Origin of the sequence: Candidatus Dormiibacter sp., from assembly GCF_050999135.1 — a bacterium.
Taxonomy (GTDB): Bacteria; Chloroflexota; Dormibacteria; order Dormibacterales; family Dormibacteraceae; genus Dormiibacter; species Dormiibacter spiritus.
Genome location: NZ_JBPCPN010000032.1, coordinates 15087 through 38831 on the forward strand (window position 1 = coordinate 15087; position 23745 = coordinate 38831).

At 66.8% G+C, this 23745-nt stretch carries 22 protein-coding genes; 14 read left to right on the forward strand and 8 right to left on the reverse strand.

The window, feature by feature from the left end; translation table 11 throughout:
- Nucleotides 1-9: 9 nt before the first annotated feature.
- Nucleotides 10-831 (forward strand): carbohydrate kinase family protein, encoded by an 822-nt coding sequence (locus ACR2MZ_RS08375; RefSeq protein WP_434004607.1) that lies wholly within the window; start codon nt 10-12, stop codon nt 829-831.
- Nucleotides 832-948: 117 nt separating this feature from the next.
- Here the strand turns inward: ACR2MZ_RS08375 and ACR2MZ_RS08380 are convergent, their stop codons facing one another.
- The 3 genes from ACR2MZ_RS08380 to ACR2MZ_RS08390 all read right to left on the reverse strand — a co-directional run bounded on the left by ACR2MZ_RS08380 (nt 949) and on the right by ACR2MZ_RS08390 (nt 3928).
- A complete protein-coding gene (locus tag ACR2MZ_RS08380) occupies nt 949-1680 on the reverse strand; it encodes a YceI family protein (protein ID WP_434004608.1) in 732 nt (243 codons plus the stop codon).
- A 162-nt stretch (nt 1681-1842) separates the two neighbouring features.
- Complete coding sequence (locus ACR2MZ_RS08385; RefSeq protein WP_434004609.1) at nt 1843-3282, reverse strand: sugar porter family MFS transporter; 1440 nt, start codon at nt 3280-3282, stop codon at nt 1843-1845.
- Between the two features lie 127 nt (nt 3283-3409).
- Nucleotides 3410-3928 carry a MaoC family dehydratase gene (locus ACR2MZ_RS08390; RefSeq protein ID WP_434004610.1) on the reverse strand — a complete coding sequence of 173 codons (519 nt, stop codon included), beginning with the start codon at nt 3926-3928 and terminating at the stop codon, nt 3410-3412.
- 21 nt (nt 3929-3949) lie between these two features.
- Between ACR2MZ_RS08390 and ACR2MZ_RS08395 the strand changes: the two genes are divergently transcribed.
- Nucleotides 3950-5272 (forward strand): M20/M25/M40 family metallo-hydrolase, encoded by a 1323-nt coding sequence (locus tag ACR2MZ_RS08395; protein WP_434004611.1) that lies wholly within the window; start codon nt 3950-3952, stop codon nt 5270-5272.
- A 68-nt stretch (nt 5273-5340) separates the two neighbouring features.
- Entirely contained in the window at nt 5341-7425 is a 2085-nt protein-coding gene (locus ACR2MZ_RS08400; protein ID WP_434004612.1) for a sensor histidine kinase, read from the forward strand.
- Here ACR2MZ_RS08400 and ACR2MZ_RS08405 read toward each other — a convergent pair.
- Entirely contained in the window at nt 7409-8842 is a 1434-nt protein-coding gene (locus tag ACR2MZ_RS08405; RefSeq protein WP_434004613.1) for an alpha-amylase family glycosyl hydrolase, read from the reverse strand. The genes ACR2MZ_RS08400 and ACR2MZ_RS08405 overlap by 17 nt on opposite strands.
- Nucleotides 8843-8895: 53 nt before the next feature.
- Nucleotides 8896-9303 carry a bactofilin family protein gene (locus tag ACR2MZ_RS08410; protein WP_434004614.1) on the reverse strand — a complete coding sequence of 136 codons (408 nt, stop codon included), beginning with the start codon at nt 9301-9303 and terminating at the stop codon, nt 8896-8898.
- 227 nt (nt 9304-9530) lie between these two features.
- Between ACR2MZ_RS08410 and ACR2MZ_RS08415 the strand changes: the two genes are divergently transcribed.
- A complete protein-coding gene (locus tag ACR2MZ_RS08415; RefSeq protein ID WP_434004615.1) occupies nt 9531-10418 on the forward strand; it encodes a class I SAM-dependent methyltransferase in 888 nt (295 codons plus the stop codon).
- A gap of 9 nt (nt 10419-10427) precedes the next feature.
- Nucleotides 10428-10976 (forward strand): YqgE/AlgH family protein, encoded by a 549-nt coding sequence (locus tag ACR2MZ_RS08420; RefSeq protein ID WP_434004616.1) that lies wholly within the window; start codon nt 10428-10430, stop codon nt 10974-10976.
- Between the two features lie 16 nt (nt 10977-10992).
- Here the strand turns inward: ACR2MZ_RS08420 and ACR2MZ_RS08425 are convergent, their stop codons facing one another.
- Entirely contained in the window at nt 10993-11796 is an 804-nt protein-coding gene (locus ACR2MZ_RS08425) for an enoyl-CoA hydratase (protein ID WP_434004617.1), read from the reverse strand.
- A gap of 126 nt (nt 11797-11922) precedes the next feature.
- On the opposite strand from ACR2MZ_RS08425, the gene ACR2MZ_RS08430 reads away from it, so the two are divergent.
- From ACR2MZ_RS08430 to ACR2MZ_RS08455, 6 genes are all read left to right on the forward strand, one after another.
- Nucleotides 11923-14055, forward strand: coding sequence for an MMPL family transporter (locus ACR2MZ_RS08430; RefSeq protein ID WP_434004618.1), 2133 nt, complete (start codon nt 11923-11925; stop codon nt 14053-14055).
- A 48-nt stretch (nt 14056-14103) separates the two neighbouring features.
- Nucleotides 14104-15078 (forward strand): ribokinase, encoded by a 975-nt coding sequence (rbsK, locus tag ACR2MZ_RS08435; RefSeq protein WP_434004619.1) that lies wholly within the window; start codon nt 14104-14106, stop codon nt 15076-15078.
- A gap of 103 nt (nt 15079-15181) precedes the next feature.
- Nucleotides 15182-16114, forward strand: coding sequence for a nucleoside hydrolase (locus ACR2MZ_RS08440; protein ID WP_434004620.1), 933 nt, complete (start codon nt 15182-15184; stop codon nt 16112-16114).
- 99 nt (nt 16115-16213) lie between these two features.
- A complete protein-coding gene (locus ACR2MZ_RS08445; protein WP_434004621.1) occupies nt 16214-16570 on the forward strand; it encodes a hypothetical protein in 357 nt (118 codons plus the stop codon).
- Nucleotides 16571-16604: 34 nt separating this feature from the next.
- Nucleotides 16605-17249 (forward strand): sortase, encoded by a 645-nt coding sequence (locus tag ACR2MZ_RS08450; RefSeq protein WP_434004622.1) that lies wholly within the window; start codon nt 16605-16607, stop codon nt 17247-17249.
- A gap of 34 nt (nt 17250-17283) precedes the next feature.
- Entirely contained in the window at nt 17284-17802 is a 519-nt protein-coding gene (locus ACR2MZ_RS08455) for a hypothetical protein (protein ID WP_434004623.1), read from the forward strand.
- Nucleotides 17803-18083: 281 nt separating this feature from the next.
- On the opposite strand, the gene ubiG is transcribed toward ACR2MZ_RS08455, so the two are convergent.
- Nucleotides 18084-18887 carry a bifunctional 2-polyprenyl-6-hydroxyphenol methylase/3-demethylubiquinol 3-O-methyltransferase UbiG gene (gene ubiG, locus ACR2MZ_RS08460; RefSeq protein WP_434004624.1) on the reverse strand — a complete coding sequence of 268 codons (804 nt, stop codon included), beginning with the start codon at nt 18885-18887 and terminating at the stop codon, nt 18084-18086.
- Between the two features lie 60 nt (nt 18888-18947).
- Nucleotides 18948-20132 (reverse strand): N-acetylglucosamine-6-phosphate deacetylase, encoded by a 1185-nt coding sequence (gene nagA, locus ACR2MZ_RS08465; RefSeq protein WP_434004625.1) that lies wholly within the window; start codon nt 20130-20132, stop codon nt 18948-18950.
- Nucleotides 20133-20609: 477 nt separating this feature from the next.
- Between nagA and ACR2MZ_RS08470 the strand changes: the two genes are divergently transcribed.
- From ACR2MZ_RS08470 to ACR2MZ_RS08480, 3 genes are read left to right on the forward strand one after another with little or no spacing between them, the layout of a single operon-like run.
- Complete coding sequence (locus tag ACR2MZ_RS08470; RefSeq protein WP_434004626.1) at nt 20610-22085, forward strand: DUF1800 domain-containing protein; 1476 nt, start codon at nt 20610-20612, stop codon at nt 22083-22085.
- Nucleotides 22086-22092: 7 nt separating this feature from the next.
- Complete coding sequence (locus ACR2MZ_RS08475) at nt 22093-23391, forward strand: DUF1501 domain-containing protein (protein ID WP_434004627.1); 1299 nt, start codon at nt 22093-22095, stop codon at nt 23389-23391.
- A gap of 33 nt (nt 23392-23424) precedes the next feature.
- Nucleotides 23425-23619 (forward strand): hypothetical protein, encoded by a 195-nt coding sequence (locus tag ACR2MZ_RS08480; RefSeq protein WP_434004628.1) that lies wholly within the window; start codon nt 23425-23427, stop codon nt 23617-23619.
- Nucleotides 23620-23745 lie beyond the last annotated feature (126 nt).

A 23745-nucleotide genomic window follows, 5' to 3' on the forward strand; every position in this document is an offset into this window, starting at 1 on the left:
ATCGACTGCGTGCTTATCTGCACCCTCGGCGACCTGGTGCTGGACGTCATCGTGCGCCTCGATGGGCCGCTCGCCCCTGACGACGATGCGCTGGCCCAGACACTGGTGTCCGCCGGCGGCCAGGCGGCGAACGTGGCGGCCTGGGCCGCCGCCCTGGGCGCTCGGGCCCGATACATCGGCAAGCGCGGAGCCGACCTCACGGGCAGACTCGTCGACGAACAGCTGACGACGCGTCGCGGCGTCGACGTGGTCGGTCCTCTCGCCGGCCGGACGGGGGTTGTCGTCTCGCTGGTCAACGTCGAGGGAACCCGCTCGATGGCGTCCGATCGCGGCTCAGCCTCGGAGTTCACGCCTGACGAGTTTGAACCAAGCTGGGTCGAGCACTGTGACTGGCTGCACGTTTCTGGTTACGCGCTCGCGCGCGGAAGACTCGCGGATACGGCGCTCACGGCGGCCAGGGTCGCGCGGGATATCGGCGCCCGAATCAGCGTCGATGCGTCATCCTGGACGGTGATCCGCGATCTCGGCTCGCACCTTTTCCGAGAGCGAGTGGCTGAACTTCGCCCCACAGTCATCTTTGCGACCGAGAAGGAGCTGCACGCGCTCGGTGACCAACCGTGGCCGGGCGTCACGGTCGTGGTCAAGCGCGGGTCCCGCGGCTGCACCGTCCTGGAGGCCGGCGTGCGCAAGGACCTGCCCGCAGTGCCGGCAACCTTGATCGATTCGACAGGCGCGGGCGACGCATTCGCCGCCGGCTATCTGGTCGGCGGCCCCGCTCTCGCGCTCGAGGCAGGAGCCCGGTGCGCCTCGCATCTTGGTGCGATGCCGTGATGGATTGGTAGATGCCGATGTACGAAGCAGACCATCCTGGCCGACTGGCTCCAGACCGGCGACGTCAACACCCGCGACGAGACCGGCCGCATTCGCGGCTCCAGCCGCCGGCCCCGCTCAGGTCTTGGTGAGGACGAGCTGGAACTCCAGGGTGACTTCAGGCTGAACAGTGGTTATGGACACCTGGGGCGGTGAGATGCCGAAGTCAGTCATGTTGAAAGTGGTCGACCCATTGATCTGAGCCTGACTGCCATTCAGCTTTACCAGTGCCGTGACCTGCTCGGCCTTCGTTACACCGTGAATGGTCAGCTGGCCGGGGACCGTGACGGTCTCCGTACTGCCGCTCGGGAGGCTGGCAGGAAGGTTGACGCTCTGAGCCTGGAAGGTGGCTTCCGGGTACTGCGACACCGAGAGTGTCCTTGCCACTATGCGGTCCCGCTGCGAGACGTTGAACCCGGCGACCTGGTCGACACTCTGCAGGCTGGCCAGCTGAGCATTGAACTTGAGGCCCGTGGCCTGCACCCCACTGCCGGCCTCTTGTACGACCAAGCCGCCGGTTACCGAAGTGGTTCGAGCCACTGCCTCATGCTGGGAAGACTGCCCGGCGAACTGTTCTTTGACCCGATAGCCCGCCTGCGAGCCGCTGCCCACCGACCAGTTGCCGACCAAGCCTGCGCTGCTGACCGGACTTGCGCCGGGCGAACCAGGGGCGGCCGGGGTTGCCGAGGTGAAGGCAAGTGACTTGGGGGTCGTCCGGAGACCTGAGAAGAAGTACGCGTAGGCCGCGCCCAACCCGACCAGCAGGACGAGGACTACCGCTCCGACTGCCAGCACGATAGGTGGCTTCATAACGTCGTTCCTCCCCTGCTATTGGCCAGACTCCTCCCCTCCAAGTGAGAAACGATGGTCCGCCAGCCTGGGACATGGCTGAGAAGAACGTTTGCCTTTCCTGGGAATCGGCGGGCTTACCCGCGGTGAGTTCGAGCGGCAGGTCGTCTTCAGATTTCAGGTTCAGGCGGGCAGCGGCTTTGCTTCGGCCTGCTGCTCGAACAGGTGGATGACCTCTTCGACCGACAACCCCTTTGTCTCCGGGAGAAAGCGAACGATGAAGAGAATTGCAAGCAGGGAGAGACCGGCGAAGCAAACCATCACCCCCGCCAGGCCGATCGCCTGCTGCGCGGCCGGAAAAACCTGGATCAGGGCGAAGTTCGCCACCCAGTCGATGCTGGCGCCGATCGCCGCTGCCCGGCCGCGGACGGCAGTGGGAAAGACCTCGCCCTGAATGAGCCAGCCTGTGCCCCCCACCCCTATCGCAAAGCAGGTGATGAAGAGGGCGAACCCGATCATGACCACGACGATCTGGGGCACACCGGCCAGGAAAGCGACGCCCGCGCCCGCGAGCAGGATGAACACCGCCATGCCCGCGTAGGCGGCGATGGCGAGCGGCTTCCTGCCCACCTTGTCGATGTAGCGAAACGCGAAGAAGGTCGCCACAACGTTGACAGCGCCCAGAATCGCTGTGACCTGGACGCCGGCGACGGCCGAGGTGACCGCGTCCGAGTGCGGACCCTGGAAGAAGCCGGCCATCAGCTTGGGACCGTAGTAGAAGGGGATGTTGATTCCGGTGATCTGCTGGAAGATGAAGAAGACGCAGACCACTATCAGCGCCCGTTTCACACCTGGCGTCCAGTTGCTCTCCTGCGCATGCTTACCCTCTTCCTCCTCCAGCCGCTCAGCGGTCGCCCGCACCTCCTCCTCGGTGACGTCCATGCCCAGGATGCCGAGCGCCTTCCGCGTGTCGGCGAAGCGGCCGTGGAGCATCAACCACCTGGGCGATTCAGGCATGCGGGCTCGTAGGGCCAACCCGATCAGGGCGGGGACCGCGCCCAGGCCGAGCATCAGCCGCCAGTCGACGGTGCCCGCCGCTCCCGGTGCGACCTTCAGGATGATGATGGCGATGATGTAGGAGACCAGGATCCCCACAGTGATCATCCACTGCTGGATGATGCTGAGCGAGCCCCTGCGATCGCGAGGCGCGAACTCGCAGATGTAAGCAGTCGCGATGGCGGAATCCGCCCCGATGGCGAGACCGATGAGCGTGCGTGCAGCGAGCAGCATCTCGATGTTGACCGCAAACGCTGACAGGATCGCCCCCACCGCAAAGATGGCGGCGTCGACGATGAGCAGGGACTTTCGTCCGAAGCGGTCAGTTAACGGGCCGGCCGCGATCGCGCCCACCGCTGCCCCGATGGAAGCGCCGGCGACGAGATAGCCCTCAGCGAAGTTGGACAGCTTGTAAGGCAGGAAGCCGAGCGCCGAGCCGATGTTGGCTGTGTCGTATCCGAACAGAAATCCACCGATCGTCGCTAAGAGGCCCAGGTACCAGTAGAAGGATGTGGCGCCCTGGTTGTCCAGCCTGTCGAGAACGCCGCGGCTCTTACCGTTCGTCATCGCTCAACTCCCCTTGCTCAAGAGATTCCCGCAGGTTAACCTACCTCGTGGGCTGATTCGCTGCCACGCCCAACAGGAATCTGACCAGCCGGAGTTGCTTGTGCTAGTTAGATGTTTGAGCGCCGCGTCAGGGGTCGGGCCAGTCCTGCTTGGCGGTGGGGAAGAGGTCCTGCGAAGGTCCCTGGCCGCGCTTGTAGACCAGGAAGCTGCGGCGGTAGGTCATGATCACCTCGCCGTCCTGGTTCACGCCTCGTGTCTGCACCGCGACTATGCCCGCGTAGGGCCGAGATGTGCTCTCGCGCTTTTCCAGCACGCGGTTCTCGACGTAGATGGTGTCGCCCGCGAAGACCGGATGGCTCAGCTTGATGTCTGTCATCTCGAGGTTCGCCAGTGCATTCTGACTGACCTCGCTCACCGACATGCCCAGCACCAGCGCGATTGTGAAGCCGGAGTTGATGAGGATCTTGCCGAAGGGTGTCCGGCCGGCGTAGTGGGCATCGAAGTGGATGGGGTTGCTGTTCATGGTCAGCATGGTGAGGAAGGCGTTGTCCGCCTCGGTGACAGTTCGGCCCAGGGGAAACTGGTAGACGTCGCCGATCTCGAAGTCCTCGTAGAAGCGGCCCCGCCACCCCTGCCTCAACGTCATCTCTGCGATGCTAACGTCATCGTGCCGAACGCCAACGCGCGCACAGTGACCGAGCAGATGAAGGCTGAAGACGAAGTCGTGGACCTCTGCCGGGAACTGCTCCGATTCGACACCTCCAACCCGACCAGCAATGAGCAGGCGGCGGCCGATTGGGTGGCTGAGAAACTTCGCGAGGTTGGGCTCCAGCCCGAGCTGCTGGCCGCAGAACCTGGCCGGACGAACGTCGTGGCTCGCCTGCCCGGCGCGGATCGGGAGCGGCCGGGCTTGGTCGCCCACTCTCATCTCGACGTGGTTCCGGCAGTGGCGACCGATTGGCGGCAGCCGCCCTTCGCCGGGGTCATCGCCGACGGCGAACTCTGGGGGCGGGGCGCTCTGGACATGAAGAGCTCCGGCGCGATGTACCTGGCTGCCGTGCGCGCCTACGCGCGCTCGGGCCGCCGGCCGGCGCGCGACGTGGTGATCGCGTTCACCGCCGACGAGGAGGCCGGCAGCCGGCTCGGCATGGCCTGGCTCGTGAAGGACCAGCCACGGCTGTTCCAGAACTGCAGCGAGGCAGTCAGCGAGATCGGGGGCTTCAGCGTCAGCCTGGCCGGCGACCAGCGGCTCTACCCCATCCAGACGGCGGAGAAGGGAGGGCTCCAGCTTGTGCTGCGAGCGTCGGGCCGGGCGGGGCATGCTTCGATCCTGAACGCCGACAACCCCATTCCCCGGCTCTGCGCCGCCGTCGCCCGCCTCACCGAGACTGTGCAGCCACTGCTGTACATCGAGGCCAGCCGGTCGTTCCTCAAGGGCGTCGCGGAACTTCTGGGCGAGCCGTTCGACGAAGCCCGGCCCGAGCTGCTGACCAGGCACCTGGAAAGCCTCGGCCCGATGGTCGAGTCCTCGCTGCGCAACACCATTCAAGCGACGATTTTCAATGCCGGCTACAAGAACAATGTGGTGCCGGGCGAGGCCGCTGTGCGGCTGGACTGCCGGGTGGTGCCCGGTCACCGGGCGGGAGTGGTGGAAGAGATTGACCGCATAGCCGGGCCCGGCATAACTGTTGAGGTGGAGATGGCGGGCGATGGCGTCGAGGTCCCTTACCAGGGCCGGACCTTCGAGGCCATGCAAGAGGCCCTGCGCAGCGAAGATCCCGGGGCAGTCATCCTGCCCTACTGCATGTCTGGCGGCACCGATGGTCGCTTCCTGGCTCAGATCGGGATCCACTCATTCGGCTTCTCGCCCCTGCGCCTGCCGGAGGGCTTCGACTTCACAGGCCTGATTCACTCAGCCGACGAGAGGGTGCCCGTGGAGGGACTTCGCTTCGGCGCCCGGGTTGTTGACCGCTTTCTGGCAGTGGCCTGACTGCGGGAGTCTGACTTCACATCTCGATGGGTTTGCGAAGAGGCTTTCTGGCGCACAATTCGGGTCGCTTGAACACGCAACGCGGCCCCTGGGCCGGGCGGGAAACGAGGCTGAGCGCGATCGAGATCGATCGCACCAGCGCGCTCCTCAGCCTGCTGCTCGCGGGGGCGATAGTGCTGCCAGCGCTCCTCTTTCGCAGTCAGCGAATCCAGCTCGACTGGTTCGTCCCGGTCGCCGACGTGGTGGCGATCGGCTGCCTTGTCATCTGCCTCGTAATGGCAGCGCTGGACGCCTTGCTGCGCCGCGAGACACGTTCTCTGCCCATCCTCGCCCTCTCGATGGCGCTGGGACTGCTCTGGATCAGCCACTTCCTGGCCTTCCCAGGCACGCTTCCGGGCAACAACGTGGCCCTCAAGAGTCAAATCGCGGCTTGGATCTTCCTGACCGTCAACCTCCTGACGCCAGCATTCCTGGCGGTGACCTTCCTCTACAGGTCCCGCCCGCTGCGCTCCAATCCTCTGAGCGCTGTGGTCAGAGCCACGGCTGCCGGCGCCGCTGTCGGCCTCGGCGCCTGCTTCCTTGACGTCCTGCTGGCGGCTTCCCCAATCACCAGGGTGGTGATGTCCGACTCCTTCACGCCGCTCGCTTCGCTGCTGGGAGCGGCCGGCCTGGTGCCGGTGATATTCGCCTTGGGACTATTCTTGACCGGTCACCACGGTGATGAGCGCGTCGTCAACGGCGTGGTTGCAGCCTTGGTCTACGCTGGCGCGGCGGCCTCCGTCATGGTTTTCGTGCCTGGGCGGTTCACTACCCTGTGGTACGGCGTGCACACACTGCCGGCGCTGGTGGCGGCTGCCCTGCTCACAGGCGAGCTGGCGCTCTACGAGCGGTCGGCCCGGCTGGGTGTCGCCACCGCCGAGCGCCTGGCGATAGGCGTTGCAGCCGCCTCGGACCTCGGTCGGTCGCTGGAGGCGCAGCAGGTGGCGGCCCGGGTACTCGGGCATTCTGTGCGAGCGCTGGACGTTCAGGGCGGCTTCGTCGGGCTTCTCCGAGGAGACGTCATCGAAGTCCGCGCGGCCGAGGGCCGCCCCGGCGAGGTTCCGGTGCCTGGAACTGACCTGCCGGTGGCTGGCAGCTCGTTTCTGGCCCAGACGATCGCCGCGGCGGGGCCTGTCATCTTCAACGATGCGCCCGATTGGCCCGGCGCCGCCGAAGGGCAGGCGAGGTCGCTCAGAGTGCTGAGCGCTCCCCTCTCGATCTCCGACCGCGTCATTGGGGTTCTTGCCCTCTGCCGGGGTGACCGCTTCCAATCCGCGGACCTGGAGACGATGGCGATCCTCGCCAGTCTGGCTGCCCTGGCGCTGCAAAATGCGACGCTCTATGAAGCGAGCCAGGAGGCCAGCCAGTCCAAGGACACTTTCCTCAACATGACCGCCCATGAACTCCGTACGCCGCTGGCGGTGGTCACCGGGTACCTGTCGATGCTCACGACTGGTGATTTCGGCGCCCCGCCGCCCAGCTGGGCGAGGCCGATATCGATCCTGCAGGCCAAGGTCACAGAGCTTGCCCGGCTGGTTGAAGGCGTGATCGCGGCCAGCAAGCTGGAGGCCAACATGCTGGCTCCCCTGAGCCAGCCCGTCAACCTCTCTGACTGCGTCAATGCGGCTGTCGAACGCGCCCTGCCAGCCGCCTCCATGCGGGGTGGCCGGGTCCGCTTCGAGGACCCGGAGGAGGTCGTGCTGGTCGATGGGGACCTCGAGTTCGTGGGTCGCATCCTGGACAACCTGATCATGAACGGGCTCAATTACTCGAGCGGCAAACCGGAGGTTCAACTGCTGCTCCAGCAGGAGGGCGAGTGCGTGCAGCTAATGGTCAGTGACAGGGGCGTCGGGGTGCCTGAGGAGGAGCGCGAGACAATCTTCGAGCGCTTCACCCGGATCGACCACTCGGAGCTCGGCTACCCACCGGGAACAGGACTCGGCCTCTACTTGAGCCGCTCGCTGGCTGAGAAGATGGGCGGCCGATTGGAGCTGCAGCAGAGCGCAGCCGGAGAAGGGTCCATCTTCTGCCTGACGCTTCGCCGGCGGGAACGGGAACACGACTCCAACTCAGCAGCTGCGGCTGCCCCGAGAACAGCTACTCCGGTTCGTTGACGCGAGCTTCCAACCGCCCGAAGTCCAGCTGGACCACAACTTCACCGCGCCTGTAGCGCCAGACCCCGGTGGGGGCGGCCAGCGGTTCATAACCACCCTCAAGCCGACCCTTGACCCGGATCAGCTCGCGGGTGAGGTTCAATACCGAGCCTGGCTTCTGCCGCTGGACCTCAACGTTGATCAGCGGGTCGGGCTCAAGCGGTAGCCAGGGTTCGCCGCTGGTAAACCCGCCCTTCGCCTCGGCGTTCCAGCGCATGGGCGTGCGCTGTGGGTCGCGGCTGGGGGTTGCGCAGTCACGTACGCTTTCATCCGGCACCTGACCATCCCGCAACCCAATCTCATCTCCCTGGTAGAGCACTGTGGCGCCAGGCAGCGTGAGCAGCATCGTCAGCGCCAGGCGAACCCGTCGCTCGTCGCCCTCAGCCCAGCGCGTCGCCAGGCGGGAGACATCGTGGTTGGAACCATGCCAGACAGCTTCCGCCGACTCTGGCAGTACAGCAAGAGAGCGCTCCACGGTTGTCCGTAGAGCGTCCATCTCGAACGGTCTGAAGACCAGCATGAAGTTGAGCGCCAGCTGCAGCTCGTCGTCCCGACCGTGATACGCAGCCCACTCCTCGGCGTCGAAGAGGTGCACCTCGCCCATCAGCAGCCGCTCCGGCACGTACGCCTTCGCGATCTCGCGCCAGCGTCGATAGATCTCATGCACCTCCGGCTGCCGGGCGCTGTAGCGATTGCTCAGGCCGGCCAGCTGCTGCCAGGGCGGGTCCTGCTCGGTCGCGGCCGGATTGTCCCGTAGTCGCCGATCCTTGACCAGCGCGTGCGCCACGTCGATGCGGAAACCGGCGACGCCCCGATCGAACCAGTACTGAAGGATCAGTTCGAACTCCCGCTGGACGGCTGGGTTCCACCAGTCGAGGTCAGGCTGCCCTGGCAGGAAGTTGTGCAGATAGTATCTGCCGGTTGCTTCATCCCTGGTCCAGGCAGGCCCCCCGAACGCAGCCAGCCAATTGTTGGGCCTGTCAGTCCAGACGTAGCGGGTCAAGCGCAGCTCGGGATCGCGGAACCAAGGGTGCTGGTCGGAAGTGTGGTTCGGCACCAGATCGAGCAGCACCTTGATGTTTCGACCGGCTGCCTCGGCGATCAGAAGGTCCAGATCGGCCAGGCTGCCGTAAGCAGGGTCGACCCGGTAGTAGTCCGCCACGTCATAGCCGAAGTCGCGGTTGGGCGAGACCATGATGGGGCTCAGCCAGATCGCGTCCACACCGAGCCACTGCAGGTATTCAAGCCGGCTCCGAATGCCCGGCAGATCACCTATGCCGTCAGCGTTCGAGTCGAGGAATGAGCGCACGTAGATGTGGTAGATGACGGCGTTGCGCCACCACCGCTCCCTAACTGTCGCTGGCCTGGAGGGCGCCAACGGTTTGCTGCTCACGGCCGTACCTGCCGACGATCAGGCCGCGCGCGGCGATTTCAGCCTGAGCTGGGCCGCTCCATCGTGACGTTGCCGTTGAGGACGGCACCATCTTCTATGACCAGGCGCGCAACTCGAACATTGCCGTTGATGATGCCGGAGCCCGACACCTGAAGACGTTCCCGAACGGCGGCTTCGCCCTCGAAGTTGCCCCGGACTGTCAGATTTCGGCTCTCCAGCCTCACCTTGGCGTTGGCATCAGCGTCTACTGTGCAGTCCCCCCCGAGCGTCGCTTCGCCTTCGAGCAGGCCCTGCACCCGCAGGTCACCGTGGTATACGAGCTTGCCGACCAGCTGATCCTCCGGGCCGAGTGTGATGCTGCCACCCGCCGGCTCAGCGCGGATCTTCGACCCGCGGCTGTGGCCAGTCGCCTCGTCAGTCGCCATGATTCCCTCAGTGTCTACCATTTGTCTCTCTCCTGGATGCCGCGTGCCACAAAGCGGGCCGCTTCAGCAAGCTTGGGGCGGCGCCAACCATAATGGGCGCTTCGGCGGCGATAGTTCTCCCAGCCGCCTCGGGGCGGCCGACTAGCATCCTACTGGAGGACGGGGTTGCTGCTCTTCCAGTGTTGAAAGGGCAGATTGTTGAAGGCAGCCGAGGGCTGCCGCTCGGGGCGAAAGAGGCGGAAGAGTGATTGGAAGCACGGGAACTGGACACTAACTTGCAGGCACCAGCTGTGGGCAGCCGGAACAGTCCGCGCCCCGGAGCGGCGGTGGCCGAGTTCTTCGACTCCTGCGCCGAGTCGTACGAGGACTGGGCGGCGGGGCTACGACCACGAGTGGCCACCCGGCTGCTGGAGCTCGTGAAGCCTGAGCCCGGCGCGATCTGCCTGGATGTCGGCTGCGGCACGGGACTGGTCGCCAAGCCGCTGGGGAATCTGGTGGCACCCGAGGGACACGTGATAGGCATCGACATCTCGGCCGGCATGCTCGAATTGGCTCGCGGTGGGGCGCCTGGAAACCTGAACTATCAGCGGCTCAGCGCCGAGCCCGACCTCTGCTTTCGCGATGCCAGCTTCGATCTGGTGACCTTCGGCGACTCGCTCGCCTACCTCCGTGATCCCTACAGGTCGCTGAGCGAGGCGCGTCGCGTGCTGCGGCCAAGCGGCCGGATCGGCATCTCAGTCCATCGCCGATCGCTGGATACGCTGGCCCAGCAGGTCTTCTTCGGGGTGCTGGACGAGTTCGCGGGAGAGCAGCCCATCGCCCTCCGCCAGCCGCGCAACCAGCGCTCCCTGCTGGGCGAGGCCGGGGTGCTGAACGGCATGCTGGAGGATGTGGGATTCACCGAGATGACTGAGACGACTTTCGTCACAGGCGGCCGCGTTCGCTCTGCGGCCGAGTGGCTGCACATGATGGCCGGGGCGGGCCCCCGCCCGTACGCGCTCCTCCACAGCCTCGGCCTCCACTTTCGCCAGCGAATCCTCCAGGCCGTCCAGTCTGAGATGAGCCGGCTGGGCGAGGATGCCTTCCATTACCACCTCGCCTACACCATCGTGGCCGCCACAGCTGCGCGGGGCTGACGAATGGTGATGCTGGAACGAGGCAGTTTACTGGTCGCCACGCCGGCCATCGCCGATCCCAACTTCGAGCGCACTGTGATCCTCCTGCTGGCCCACTCAGCCGAAGGCAGCCTGGGCGTGATCCTGAACCGGCCTTCCCAGCTCACCGTCCATGAGATGGCGCCCGCCTGGAGTACTGTCTCGAGCGAGCCGGCGGTTATCTTCCTGGGCGGCCCGGTGTCTCCGGAGTCGGTCATCCATCTCGCTTTGGCCCGCGACGGCGAGGCGCCCGATGCGTGGCTGCCGTTGCTCGATCGGCTGGGTGTGGTGGACGCGAGCGCTGATCCCGAGCAGCTCCGCCGGCCTCTGAGCCAAGCGCGAATCTTTCTGGGCTACGCCGGCTGGAGCCCCGGGCAGTTGAAAGAGGAGATCGACAGCGACGGCTGGTACGTCCTGCCCGGCAGGCCGGCGGACGCCTTCTCCGGCCGGCCCGAGCTGCTCTGGAGCCGGGTCCTGCGCCGGCAGGGTGGCGAGCTGGCAATCGTCGCCACGTACCTCTCCGACATCGAGCTGAACTGACAGAAACGAAGGAAGCTCAGACGCCCTGCCAGCGGGCCGGGCGCTTGGCGAAGAAGGCTTCCAGACCCTCCTTGAAGTCGGCGCTCAGATAGGCCTCCACCACCAGGTCCGAGCCGCCCTCGGCGGGCATGAGCTGGGCGGCGATGCGGCGCAGCGCCAGCTTGGTGGTTCGCATGGTGATGGGCGCGTGCCCAGCCAATGTGGCGGCGAGCTCCTCCGCCCGAGGCAGGAGGGCCGCCTCGTCAGCTGTCACCTCGCTCAAGAGGCCCGCCTGGAGGCATTGCTGAGCGTCGAGCAGCTGCGCGGTCAGCAGAAGGTGTTTGGTCCGGGCCACACCCAGGATGGAGACGAGCCTGACGAAGTTGCCCATCGAGAGCGTGTTGCCGAGAGTGCGGGCAATGGGCACACCCAGTCGGGTGCTGGGAGAGCCGAGGCGGAGATCGCAGGCGAGCGCCAGGGCGGCGCCGCCACCAGTGCAGGCGCCCTGGATGGCGGCCACCGTGGGGATCGGGATCGACTCGACGGCTGTCAAGACTGACTCGATACGTTCCTCGTAGGCGAGAGCGTCGGCAGCCGTCTTGAACTCGTGGAACTGGCTCATCTCCGTGCCCGCGGCAAACGCCTTGCCGCCCGCACCGCTCAGGACGAGCACCGTGAGCGAGCGGTCCTGGCCGGCCTCCTGGGCCACCTGCCGCAGCGCGTCGTACATGGCGAAAGTGATTGCGTTGCGGCGCTCCGGCCGGTTGAAGGTCAGCCAGCCGATCTCGCCCTGAGCGCCGCGCCGCTCGTAGAGCAAGTCACCGGCCGCCAGCTCAGTCATGGCTTCAACCGTAGCAACCGGGGCAGGCGAGCCTCCTCAGCACTGCGCCCCACCAAGCCATGCTCCGCGCGAGGCAGCTGCCCGAGCCGCGTGGTCGTGATGCGCCACTAAGCGACGATGGAAGGGATGGAGCCATCCCGCCGTCTCGCCGTGGCCTGGGGCGGCTTCGTCGCCCGCCACAAGTGGTACGTGCTGGCCGCTTGGCTGCTGCTGGTGTTGGGTTTGGCAGGCTTTGCCGCCTCGACGGCGCGCCAGCTCTCGCCGGCCGGGTTCGAGACCGACACCCAGGCCGCTCGGGCGGCGGATGTCCTGAAGGCCGAATTCCCAGAGCGGCGGGCGCCGGCGCTGGCAGTGGTCTTCCAATCGGACTCGGCAGCTCTGGAAGACGCCGCTTATAGCTCCCAGCTGGCGGCTTGGCGCCTCGACCTGGAGCGTCTCGCCGGGGAGACTTCGGCTCCCCAGAGCCCGACAGTGGTGGTCGGGCCGATTCCGAGCCAGGACCGGCGGACGGCTGCCCTGCTGCTGGAATCGAATGAACAGCCCGCTTACTTCCTGGCTGCAGCTCGGGAAGCGAGCGGCATCCACCATGAAGGGCCGGCCCGGGTGTTCATCGGCGGTTTTGCCGCCGTTTACAACAACTTCGTCATGCACTCCGAGCAGGATCTGGCGCAGTCGGAACGCCTCTCCGCTCCGCTCGCCCTGCTCCTGCTGCTCTTGGTGTTCGGCGGGGTGGTCGCCGGCGCGCTGCCTGTGCTGACCGGGCTGGCCACCGTCACTGTGGCCCTGGCTCTGCTCGGCTTCGTAGCCCGGATTCACACGGTTTCGGTGTTCTCACTCAACGTCACCTCGGTGGTCGGCCTGGGGCTGGGCATCGACTACTCCCTGCTCGTCGTCAACCGCTTCCGCGAGCAGCTGCGGGCCGGCGCCGAACCCGAGGCGGCGGTCGCCAGGACGGTGGGCACAGCCGGTGTGGCCACTGTTGTATCGGGCGGAACGGTAGCGATCGGCTTTGGTGCCCTCATGCTCTCGCACCTCAACGTGCTGTGGTCGATCGGCCTCGGCGGCTCGCTGGTGGCTCTCGTCTCGGTCCTGGCGTCGCTGACCTTGATCCCGGCTCTCCTGGCGGTGTTCGGCGCCCGGGTCGACTCCCTGGCGCTGCCCTTCACGCGCAACCGCAGTTTGGCCGGGTTCTGGCGCGGTCTGGCCGGCAGCGTCATGCGCCGGCCGCTGGTCTTCATAGTCATCACGTTGGGAGTGATCCTGCTGCTGGCGTCGCCCGCCCGCGCGCTCCGGCCCGGCGTGCTGGGCTCGGAGTCTCTGCCGCCTGACGACGGCGCTGTGCAGGCCCAGGCTCTCGGGGAGAACCGCTTGGGCTTCGCGCGGCAGCAGCCGGCCATTCTGGTCGCCCGCGGCGTGCGTGATCTGAAGCAGGCGCGAGAACTCGAGGCAGACGTCCGCAGCGCCGCCGGCGCCCAGCCAGTGACCGGGCCTGGGGACGTACCGCCCCAACAGTTGGGCCTGTACTTCAAACCTGGCTACGCGGTGTACGAGGTGAGCTCGCCGGGAGACGTCAACGACCCCAGCACGCACCTGTGGCTGGACAGGCTCCGAGGCGCCAGCTGGCCGCCCGGTGTGACAATGCTGATCGGCGGTGAGCCGGCGGCCTATCAGGACTTCCTGAACGTCCTGGCCGGCGATGTGCCGCTGGTGATCGGCGCGGTGCTGCTGCTCACCTTCCTATTGCTCGCGATCGCCTTCCGGTCGGTGGCGCTCCCGCTGAAAGCTGTGCTGATGAACCTGCTCTCGGTGGCCGCCGCGCTGGGCGTGCTGACCTGGGTCTTCCAGGAAGGGCATCTCGCGGCCCAGCTGCGCTTTCAGACCGCCGGCTTCACCGACGCCACGGTGCCTGTGATCATCTTCGCCGGGCTGTTCGGCCTCTCCATGGACTACGAGGTGTTCCTGCTCAGCCGAATTCGGGAGGAGTGGCTGAATGGCCGCTCGAACGCCGAGGCGGTGGCGGCCGGGATGGAGCGAACCGGCCAGGTGATCACCTCGGCGGCGTTGATCCTGGTTGCCGTAACGAGCACGCTGGCGCTGAGCCAGCTGTCTCTGAACAAGGGCTTCGGCCTGACGTTTGCGGTCGCCATCCTCCTTGACGCCACGCTGATCCGCCTGCTGCTTGTGCCGGCGATGATGAGGATCCTGGGGGACCTCAACTGGTGGCCCATGCGCCGACAGGCTCTGCGCCGAGCCACCTGAGAAGGCACACTTGAGCCGGTTGAGATTCCGGCAGCGAGAGTTGAAGGCTTGAGAAGCGAAATCCCCGCGCGGGTGAAGAGCCTGAGGGCAGTGGTGGTGCTCGGCAGCCTCAACACGGATTTCGTGCTCGGCGTGCCGCACCTGCCCCGGCCCGGGGAGACTGTGGCGGGCGGCTCGCTGGCCACTCACTCCGGCGGCAAGGGTGCCAACCAGGCAGTGGCAGCCGCGAAGCTGGGAGCCGCGGTGGCGATGGTCGGCCGGGTTGGCGACGACTCCTTCGGGTCCGGTCTCCGCGGCAGCTTGGCGGACGCGGGCGTCGACGTCGGCGGGGTGGAGGCCGACCCGGCGGCGGCCAGCGGGGCAGCGCTGATCCTGGTCGACCCCCAAGCTGAGAACGCAATAGCCATAGCGCCGGGCGCCAACGCGCAGGTCGGGCAGGCGGATGTTGACCGTGCGCTGAGCCTTCTCAGCGCCGGTGATCTGCTGGTCCTGCAGCTCGAGATACCCCTGGCAGCGGTCGAGCACGCAGCCCGCCAGGCACACGAGCGAGGAGCTCGCGTGCTGCTCAACGCGGCTCCGGCGGCCTCGCTCAGTGACGACCTGCTGCGCACTGTCGAGGTGCTGATCGTGAACGAGGATGAGGCTGGCTCGATCTCGGGCTTGGCGGGCGAGCAGGCCGGCCGCGAGCTCAGACGCCGGGGTGCCGGCGCCGTCATCACCACGCGGGGCAGCCAGGGCGTTGTAGTCGAAGACGAGCGCCGGATCGAGCTGCGGGCGCATAAGGTCACAGCTGTCGACACCACTGCCGCTGGCGACGCCTTCGTCGGCGGCCTGGCCGCCGCCCTCGCTGCCGGGGCCGATCTGGCCACCGCTGCGCGACTGGGGAGCGCGGTGGCGGCCGTGGCAGTCACGCGGCCGGGCGCTCAGTCATCCCTGCCCGATCGGGAAGAGCTGCTCAGGGTCACTGGGCTGGACTGGGAAGCGGCCCTGGCCCAAGCCTTCACAGCAGCGCACAGCAGGTAAGGAGGTACGCGCTCGTCTACCTCGTCATCACGTGCGCCGATGCTGCGGTGGACCATGCTCAATCGACGCTCCCTCGGCCGAGCCACCCTGGAGGTTCCTTTAGTTGCCTGACAAGCTGCCGGTCCTGCTCGACTGCGACACAGGCATCGACGATGCCCTGGCCATTCTGTACCTCGTGAACAGCGGCCTCTGCGATCTTGTCGCCGTGGGCAGCGTGCACGGCAACGTCACAGCGCTCACGGGTGCTCGGAACACGATCCGGGTCCTGGATGTGGCGGGGCTCTCGGGCATCCCGGTGGTCGTGGGGGCGGACCGGCCCCTGGCGCAGCCTGTCGACATCTCGGCCCACATCCACGGGGCAGACGGCCTGGGTAACACCAACCAACCGGCCCCCAGCGCCGACCCGGCTCAGGGAGAGGCGGCGCAGCAGATCATCCGCCTGGCGCGTGAGCGACCGGGTGAGCTGACCCTGCTGGCCATCGGGCCGCTGACCAACCTCGGTCTCGCGCTGCTGCTGGACCCCGACCTGGCCAAGCTGATACCCCACGTAGTGGTCATGGGCGGAGCGGCCATCGCACCCGGCAATGTGACAACCCACGCTGAGGCGAATATCTGGCACGATCCGGAGGCGGCCAACCTTGTCTTCACAGCCGGGTGGCCGGTGACCATGGTGGGGCTCGACGTGACCATGAAGACGCTGCTTAGTGAGGCCGATCAGAAGCGCATCGAAGACTCCCAGCGCGACACTGCCCGTTTCTCCTGGGACATCCTTCAGTTCTATCTCGACCGCTACCAGGAGTTCATGGGTTTCCGCACCTGCGCCTTGCATGATCCGCTGGCCGCCGGCATAGCGCTTGAGCGTTCCTTCGCCACCTACCGGAAGGCGGAGCTTCGGGTGGAGCTGCGGGGTGAGCACACGCGGGGCATGACTGTGGCCGACCTGCGCCCGGGCCGTCAGGCAGAGAGCCCTGTCGAACTCGCTCTCCAAGTCGACGCGGAAGCCTTTCGAGAGAAGTTCCTGGACACGATCTGCTGAGGGAGCCAGTCCTTCGGCGGCGGAGGTAGCTCATGGGCAGCCGGTTTCTCTGCAGCTGGGACGTTGTCATGGAGGGCTCCCGCTGGCTAAGCTCTGGCCATGGCATCCGAAGCCGAGTTGAAGCAGCTTCTGACCCGCCTGCGGCGCGATGCTAGGGAGGCGGAGCGGTTCAGGGCTGAGCTGGCACGCTCACGCGAGCACTTGGCGGCAGCGGAAGCTGAGCTGCTGCAGCTCAAGGCGGCCGAGGCTCAAGTCCGAAGGAGCGCCGGTGACCTGCGCCGCGGCTTGGAGGAGGTGCTCCAAGTCGAGCACGGGAAGCGGCAGGACCGGCGGCTCGGCCGCGCCCAGCGCCTCGCCGGCCGGGCCCTGGCCCGAGCCGACAAGCCGGCGGCCGGCAGCCGCAGAGGCCAACGTGGGAGCCCCGACGGGGGTCGCTCCCAGCTGAAGACAGGCTGAGCAGCCAACGTCGCCTGTACCATCGCCGCGGCCCATGAACAGCACAACAGTCCTGCCCACGCGCGGGGGCCGACGCCAGCGCCGGTTGGGAGCGCGACGCCTCTTGGGGCTGGCGCTGTTGCTGGTCGGGCTGATCTTGCTCGGGCTGGCTGGCGGTGAATATCTGCAGGCCGCCAACGAACAGAGGCAGCTCGACACCCGCTGGAGCCAGATTCATGACACGGGCGTCACGCCGCCTCTCCCAGCCGGGCAGGTGCCGCCCGCCAATGATCGGGCGCAAGATGGCATCGCCTTTGCCATCCGGGTGCCGAAGTTCGATTATCGAGCGGCCATAGCGGAGGGTGTCAGTCTCAAGGTGCTGGCGGCCGGCCCGGGTCATTATCCGAGCACCCCCTGGCCGGGGCAGCACGGGAATGTAGGGGTCGCCGCTCACAACGTTTACTGGATCAAGTTTGGGGACCTGCAGCCTGGCGACGAGGTCATCCTGGAGACGCGCTGGGGGGACTACCACTACAGAGTCACAGAGCGCCAGATCGTGCAGCCCAACGACACCCGACCGCTGGCCCAGACGGGGCCGGACCGCACCACTCTGACCACCTGTTGGCCGCTCTGGGCCGGCAGCTTGGCGCAGCAGCGCTTGGCGATCACCGCCGTGCAGACGGAGGCGCCACAGCGTTAGAGCCGGCATGCTGGACGATCCGGAATCTGTCTGGGTGGCGAACCGGGGCGGCGCCTGCACGGCGGCATCGGTGCTGGCGGCGCTGCGCTTACTGGGACTGAAATCCCCACTTGAGCTGGGCGAGGTCACGCTCGCTCTCGGCGCTCGTCAGCCCTTCGGCCCTCCTGTTCTTCTTGACTACTTCGGCTTGCCCGGGCGCAGAGCGCGCCTGGATCGCCGGATCGAGGCCTTGGCCGGTGAGCAAGGCCTTGCGGTCAGGGCCCTGACCCGGCCTACCCTCCCGGGGCTGCCGGTGCGGCCGGCGAAGGACGAGCTGCTGGTGGCCAACCTAGCCTGGGGCCAGGAGAGGCCAGGGGTGTATGGCTCCTGGGGCTGGAACATTCTGCGACCGCACACATACTCGACCGGCGGCCACAGCGTGCTGCTCACGGCTGTGGAGGGGCGCCAGTGGCTCGTTTTAGATCCCAACCATGCCGGCCTTCAGCGCTGGCCCCGGCCGGGCGTCGCCGTAACCCTGACCAGGATTCACAGGGCTGCGAGATCGAGCCGCTAAGCCCGCCGGGTCCCCGAGTAGCTAAGACGCTCTTGTTTGAGGTCGTCCTCCCCCCGCCCCGGGGGGAGGCAGCTGGGGGGCTTTGGATTGCAGGCTGGACCAGAGCCGCCATGTCGGTCCTGGGCTCTCGCCGCATCTCCTGGGCGCCCGAGAGGGGTTTGACGGACGGTGGACGCAAAGGTCTCACCGCAGGGCGGCGGGGGCAAGGCGGGCCGCTGACGCCCCCTCCGAGCCTTCCCCCGCGCCGCGGGGGGAGGACGCAAAAATGCCTGCTCGGCTTCTCAAGATCTCGGGACCGGGCGGCTTAGCCCGCCGTCCTTGACGGCGTGGCCGATGTACAGGATCGAGGTGTCGCGGCTCAGCTTCATGACTGCGCGCTCGCCCAGCTCCACCGCGGTCAACCGGCCTCGCTTCTGTTGGCGCAGGAAGCGCAGGAGGGCCAACGGGCCGGCGGCGGGTTGGAGGCCCGTGTAGCCAAGGCTGCGCAGGCCGTGACGCCCCAGACTGCTGACGAGCTCCGAGGGCCTGATGAACTGGTGCCAGTCATGGAGATCCTGGGGCATGATGGTCGTCCACGACCACTCCTGCAAAAGCTTGACCAGAACCAGGCGGCTCCGAAGGGTGCGGTTGATGGTGTCGTAGAGGTACAGGCCGCCTGGCTTGAGGGCACGACTGGTCTCTGAGATGACCTTCTCCAAGTCGTCCACGTGCTCCAATACGTCGCAGCAGCAAACGATGTCGAAGGACGCGTCGGGGAGCGGCAGTGCCTCTCCGCTGCCCGCCAGATACTCGATCTCCAACCCTCCACTCACCGCGTGATCTCGTGCCACCGCCAGCGATGCCTCCGCAGGGTCGATGCCGGTCACGCGGCCGCCGAGCCGCCCGAGCTCCTCTGCCAGCAGGCCGCCGCCACACCCTAGGTCAAGCACCGTCTTGCCCCTGAGATCGATGCCCAGAGACGCGGAGACACGCCCCAAATACTCCAGCCGGCCGGGATTGAGTGCTGTGCGGATCGCCGCGAGCGGACTGTCGTCGCCCCACCAGAGGTCGCCAGGCCGGTCGTAGATGCTGTTATCGACTGGCATTTGGTCTACTTTCCGGCTGACGATTCTCGGCCGAGGTCGAGCGCAGCTAACGCAGGCTCATCACTCAGCGAGCAAATCGGCCGGTCGGCCCTGCCCGGCCGCCTCCTGCCAGACACCGCGCACCACAACCGCCTGCAGCTCGAGATCCGCCCCCAGCACCACCAGGTCAGCCTGCTTGCCCACCTCAACGCTGCCCAGCCACTTCGCCAAGCCCAGCACCTGGGCCGGCACCTTGCTCGCGGCAGCGACCGCGGTGGGCAGAGACTGCCGAGTCTCTTGGACTGTGCGCCTAACCGCGCGATCCATGGTCAGCGTGCTGCCAGCGAGCGAGCCGCGCTCCTTCAGCGCGGGCCGACCTTCACTGACCCGCACCGCGAGCGAGCCAAGCTCATAGTCCCCATCCGGCATGCCGGCCGTCGCGATTGCGTCAGTGATGAGGGCGACGCGTCCCGGCGCGGCGTTGAAGACGATCTGGACCACCTCCGGGGCCACATGCACACCGTCGTTGATCAGCTCGCAGACGACCCGCTCATCGCTCAGCAGCGCGCCGACCGGACCCGGATCACGATGGCTGAAGGGACGCATCCCATTGAAGAGGTGGGTGCCGACCCGGGCCCCAGCCTCGATGGCAGCTGACACCTGCTCGCTCGACGCATCTGTGTGGCCGACCGCCGCCACCGCACCCGCCGCCACGGTTCGCCGGACCAGATCCAACGCCCCTGGCGCCTCCGGCGCCACTGTCACCATGCGGATGCAGCCCCTGCCGATCTCGAAGAGCCGGGCCAGTGCTTCTGGATCGGGCGGCAGCATGAACCGTGGATCCTGGGCGCCACAGCGCCGCCGGCTGAGGAACGGGCCCTCCAGGTGGCAGCCCAGCACTGCGGGCTCTTTCTGCTCGACCAGGGTCGCGATGCGGCGGACAGCTGCCTCCATCCGGACCAGAGGCGCGCTGACGAGGCTCAGCAGCAGTCCCGTGGTGCCGTGGGCACGGTGGTAGGCGACAGCTCGGCGCACCTGCTCCGGCTCGCCGTCCACCACTGAGGCGCCCCCGCCGCCGTGGACGTGCATGTCGATGAAGCCAGGTGCCAGAAAGGCGCCGGCCAAGTCACGGCGGGGACCGTCAGCGACCGGCCGAGGGCCGGCCTCGACCGCCTCGATTCGGCTGCCGCTGATACGCAGCCAGGCCTGATCGACGACTCCAGCGGGCGTGACGAGGCGCGCATTATGGAGAATCAGCGAGCTCACCTGGTGACGAGCTGCTCCAACTTCGTCACAGGCGTCTGCCTAGCATCTCCGGGCATTATGCGTGAGTCCTGCAGTGCTCTGGACGTGCCTGTGGTGGGCTAGAAAAAGGAGACGGTGGCCCGCTTGCGCGAACCACCGCTTCCCAGGGGAGCAAGGTCTTGGGGAGAGGCGGCGGCCCGCTTTCGCGAACCACCGCCTGTTGGGAGGAAGGGTTCTCCTGAAAAGGCGGCGGCCCACTTTCGCGAACCACCGCCGGCATGGGAGGAAGGGTGTTTTTCTTTCTACTGCTAGGACGCTCCAGCGTGGCGCATTGTTCAGTTGACACATGATTGAGGTTGGGCGCCAACCCGAAACCGGGCTTGCTGACTCTCGATGGTCCGGATATGAGAGTGCCAACCGCCATATAGGAGGACCGCAATTACAAAGGCTTGACACTGCGGTGACCACGGTGCGAGCGCCGCGCGGTTCAATGCTGACATGACAGTCGCCGCGCCCGAGGAAAGCAGCTCGGTTCCAGCCCAACCGCGTCGTGGCCGCATCACGCGGCGACAAGCGCTGGCGGCGGCCGTGGCCGGCGGGGCGGGGATCGGCGGCCTCCGGCTGCTGGCTCTGGCGCCAGCGGTACAGCAGGCACTGAGCGGCGGCCATGGCAGCGGTCTCGACTGGGTATCACCTCTCAACTCCGAGACAGCGCGGGTGAACCACCTCCTCCGCCGCACCACTTTCGGCGCCTCTGCCGCCGAGCTGGAACAGGCCGGCTCGGACGGCTACAACCGCACTCTCGAGCGGCTGCTGGAAACGCCGCCCCAGCAGCCGCCGCCCTACGAACTGCTCGGCGGCTACGGCGTCGGCCCGGCAGCGCTCCAGAACTGGTGGCTGCAGCATATGCTCACCAGCAAAACGCCGTTTGCCGAGCGGATGACGCTGTTCTGGCACAACCACTTCACCAGCGACTACCGGAAAGTCGGGGTCCGCGACCCCTTCATCTACTGGCAGAACCTGACCTGGCGGAACATGGCGCTGACCGATCTGGGCTCCATGCTGACCAAGGTCACCAGCGACCCGGCCATGCTGCGCTATCTCGATCTTGCGACCAGCACCGGCGCCAACCCCAACGAGAACTACTCCCGCGAGCTGATGGAGCTGTTCACGCTCGGTGTCGGCAACTACAGCGAGGACGACGTGCGGGCGGCTGCCGCGGCCCTGGCTGGTTGGCGGGAGCCCACAGCCGATGGCTCAGTCGAGGCAACGCTGGATCAGAAGAATGGCGTCACCCGCCGCTATCCCACCTGGAGTGGTCAGGCGTCAGGTCAGTTCGCTCCCAACCGCGCTTATCGGGGCGGCCCACTCAAGTTCCTCGGCAAGACTCAGGCCTGGAGCACCGAGCCTGTGCTGAAGCAGCTGTTGGCCGAGCCGGCGACAGCTGAATTCATCTCGCGCAAGGTGGCTGTCCACTTCGTGACGCCTCAGCCCGACGGTGGCTACGTCAAGCGGCTGGCGGATAGGTTCCGCTCCAGCGGCTACGACATGAGGACGCTGCTGCGAGAGGTCTTCACGAGTCAGGAGTTCACCACAGGCAGCTATCGAGCCTTGGTCAAGTCTCCCATCGAGTACATGGTCTCTGGGCTCAAGGCACTTGGCAATACAGGACCCCAGGCTGTCACCCTGGCCGGGGCCTTCTCTCATCTGATGGGACAGGTGCTGTTCGACCCGCCGGACGTGGGCGGCTGGCCGAACAACGACTCCTGGGTTTCTTCCAACACGATGCTGGCCCGGGTCAACTTCGCCACCGCGGCACTGACTCTGACCAAGCAGCTGCCCGCCGCCGGCTCCGCGCTCGGACACCTTGACTCCGTCTTGGGCAAGCAGACAGCCAGCCTGCTCAACCAGGCTCCAGACGACCACGCTCGCTGGTTCATCGCCCTGGCCTCGCCAGAGTTCCAACTGAAGTAGGTAAGACATGACTGAAGAGATTGGGATCAACCGTCTTGACCGCCGCTCCTTCCTCCGTTCGGGGCTAGTCTTCGGCGCCGGTGCCGCCGCCCTGGCGGCCGGCTACGCGGCAGTCCCTGACGCATTCGCCCGAGCCGTTTACGCCGCCAAGACCAACGGCGTCCAGAACGACCACGTGCTGGTCATGATCCAGCTTGCAGGCGGCAACGACGGCCTCCGCACTGTGATCCCGCTCACGGATCCCAAGCTTCACGATCTCCGGCCCAAGCTGGCCGGGATGTCGCTCGCGGGCGCTCTGCCCATCACCGCAGAGTTCGCTCTGAATCAGAACCTGAAAAATCTGAAGGGCCTCTGGGACCAGGGCAAACTCGCTGTGGTGCAGGGCGTTGGCTACTCCCAGCCCAGCTTCTCGCACTTCGAGTCGACGCGCATTTGGGAGACTGGCGATCCGTCTCTGCGCCAGGTCAACGGCTGGCTGGGCCAGACGTTGGCCCAGCACTACGACAGCGCGGGTCACCCCCTGACCGGCTGCGCCTGCGGCGCCACCGACACGCCGGGCGCCCTGCGCGATCTGCAGGCCACCATGACTGTGATCAGCGACCAGAAGAAGTACGGCTTCACTGGCGGCAGCGAGGTGGAGGCAGCCGTGGGCGCGCTCTACCAGGGCACGCCAGGCATCTACGGCGCGCTTTTCGACAGCTCCATCGCGACAGCTGGTGAGAGCGTCAACGCGCTGCGCACCTCAGCCGCCAACTACCAGCCCCAGGCCACCTATACCGATCAGGAGCAGCTCGTCTATTCGTCCAAGAACCAGCTTGCCTCAGCCCTGCAGCTGGCGGCCGAGCTCATCACGACAGGCACCGGCGTGCGGCTGCTCCACGTAACGCTGGGCGGCTTCGACACCCACTACACCGAACTGACGCGTCACGACGACCTGATGGGCTACGTCGACAGCGCGGTCGGAGCCTTCTACCAGGATCTGGCCGCCCACGGTATGGCGGACAAAGTGCTCATCGCCACCTGGTCGGAGTTCGGCCGCCGGCCCAAGGAGAACGCGTCGGGCGGCACCGACCACGGCTCCGCGTCGCCGGTGTTCCTGATCGGCAATCCCGTGAAGGGCGGCCTCTACGGTGCCGCGCCCAGTCTGACCGACCTCGATCCAACCAACAACCTCAAGTACACGGTGGATTTCCGCTCGGTCTATCAGGAGATCCTGGCTGGGCATCTTGGCGCCGACCCGAAGGAGATCCTGGGCCAGAGCTTCGACCGGCTGGGCGCTCTGCGGCAGCCGGCGCTGGCCTACTGAATGCGGCCCGCTGGACTGAAGGCGGCCACAACCTTGCTGACGGTGGGTTTCACCTGTCTGGCGGCGCTCTACGTCAACGCTCACGTGAAGAACGCCGCGGCGCCGCTGCATCCCGCTGTGGTGAACCGGCCCAGCGCTCCTGCGAGCCAGCCCGAGGGCAGCCTCAACCTCTCGCCCAGCGTGAAAACCGGCGACGTGACGCCGGTCACCTCGACGTATGCCTCCTAGCCTGTCCGGTCCCCGAGTAGCTGAGACGCTCTTGGTTGAGGTCGTCCTCCCCCGCCCCGGGGGGAGGTAGGTGGGGGGCCTTGGATTGCAGGCCGGACCAGAGCGGCCATTTCGGTCCTTGGGCAT

What these genes read in the sequence shown, in the direction of transcription:
- ACR2MZ_RS08380 (WP_434004608.1), bottom strand. Translation starts at nt 1,680, where the DNA reads ATGAAGCCACCTATCGTGCTGGCAGTCGGAGCGGTAGTCCTCGTCCTG.
- ACR2MZ_RS08385 (WP_434004609.1), bottom strand. Translation starts at nt 3,282, where the DNA reads ATGACGAACGGTAAGAGCCGCGGCGTTCTCGACAGGCTGGACAACCAG.
- ACR2MZ_RS08390 (WP_434004610.1), bottom strand. Translation starts at nt 3,928, where the DNA reads ATGACGTTGAGGCAGGGGTGGCGGGGCCGCTTCTACGAGGACTTCGAG.
- ACR2MZ_RS08410 (WP_434004614.1), bottom strand. Translation starts at nt 9,303, where the DNA reads ATGGTAGACACTGAGGGAATCATGGCGACTGACGAGGCGACTGGCCAC.
- ACR2MZ_RS08420 (WP_434004616.1), top strand. Translation starts at nt 10,428, where the DNA reads ATGCTGGAACGAGGCAGTTTACTGGTCGCCACGCCGGCCATCGCCGAT.
- ACR2MZ_RS08425 (WP_434004617.1), bottom strand. Translation starts at nt 11,796, where the DNA reads ATGACTGAGCTGGCGGCCGGTGACTTGCTCTACGAGCGGCGCGGCGCT.
- ACR2MZ_RS08430 (WP_434004618.1), top strand. Translation starts at nt 11,923, where the DNA reads ATGGAGCCATCCCGCCGTCTCGCCGTGGCCTGGGGCGGCTTCGTCGCC.
- ACR2MZ_RS08445 (WP_434004621.1), top strand. Translation starts at nt 16,214, where the DNA reads ATGGCATCCGAAGCCGAGTTGAAGCAGCTTCTGACCCGCCTGCGGCGC.
- ACR2MZ_RS08450 (WP_434004622.1), top strand. Translation starts at nt 16,605, where the DNA reads ATGAACAGCACAACAGTCCTGCCCACGCGCGGGGGCCGACGCCAGCGC.
- ubiG (WP_434004624.1), bottom strand. Translation starts at nt 18,887, where the DNA reads ATGCCAGTCGATAACAGCATCTACGACCGGCCTGGCGACCTCTGGTGG.
- ACR2MZ_RS08470 (WP_434004626.1), top strand. Translation starts at nt 20,610, where the DNA reads ATGACAGTCGCCGCGCCCGAGGAAAGCAGCTCGGTTCCAGCCCAACCG.
- ACR2MZ_RS08475 (WP_434004627.1), top strand. Translation starts at nt 22,093, where the DNA reads ATGACTGAAGAGATTGGGATCAACCGTCTTGACCGCCGCTCCTTCCTC.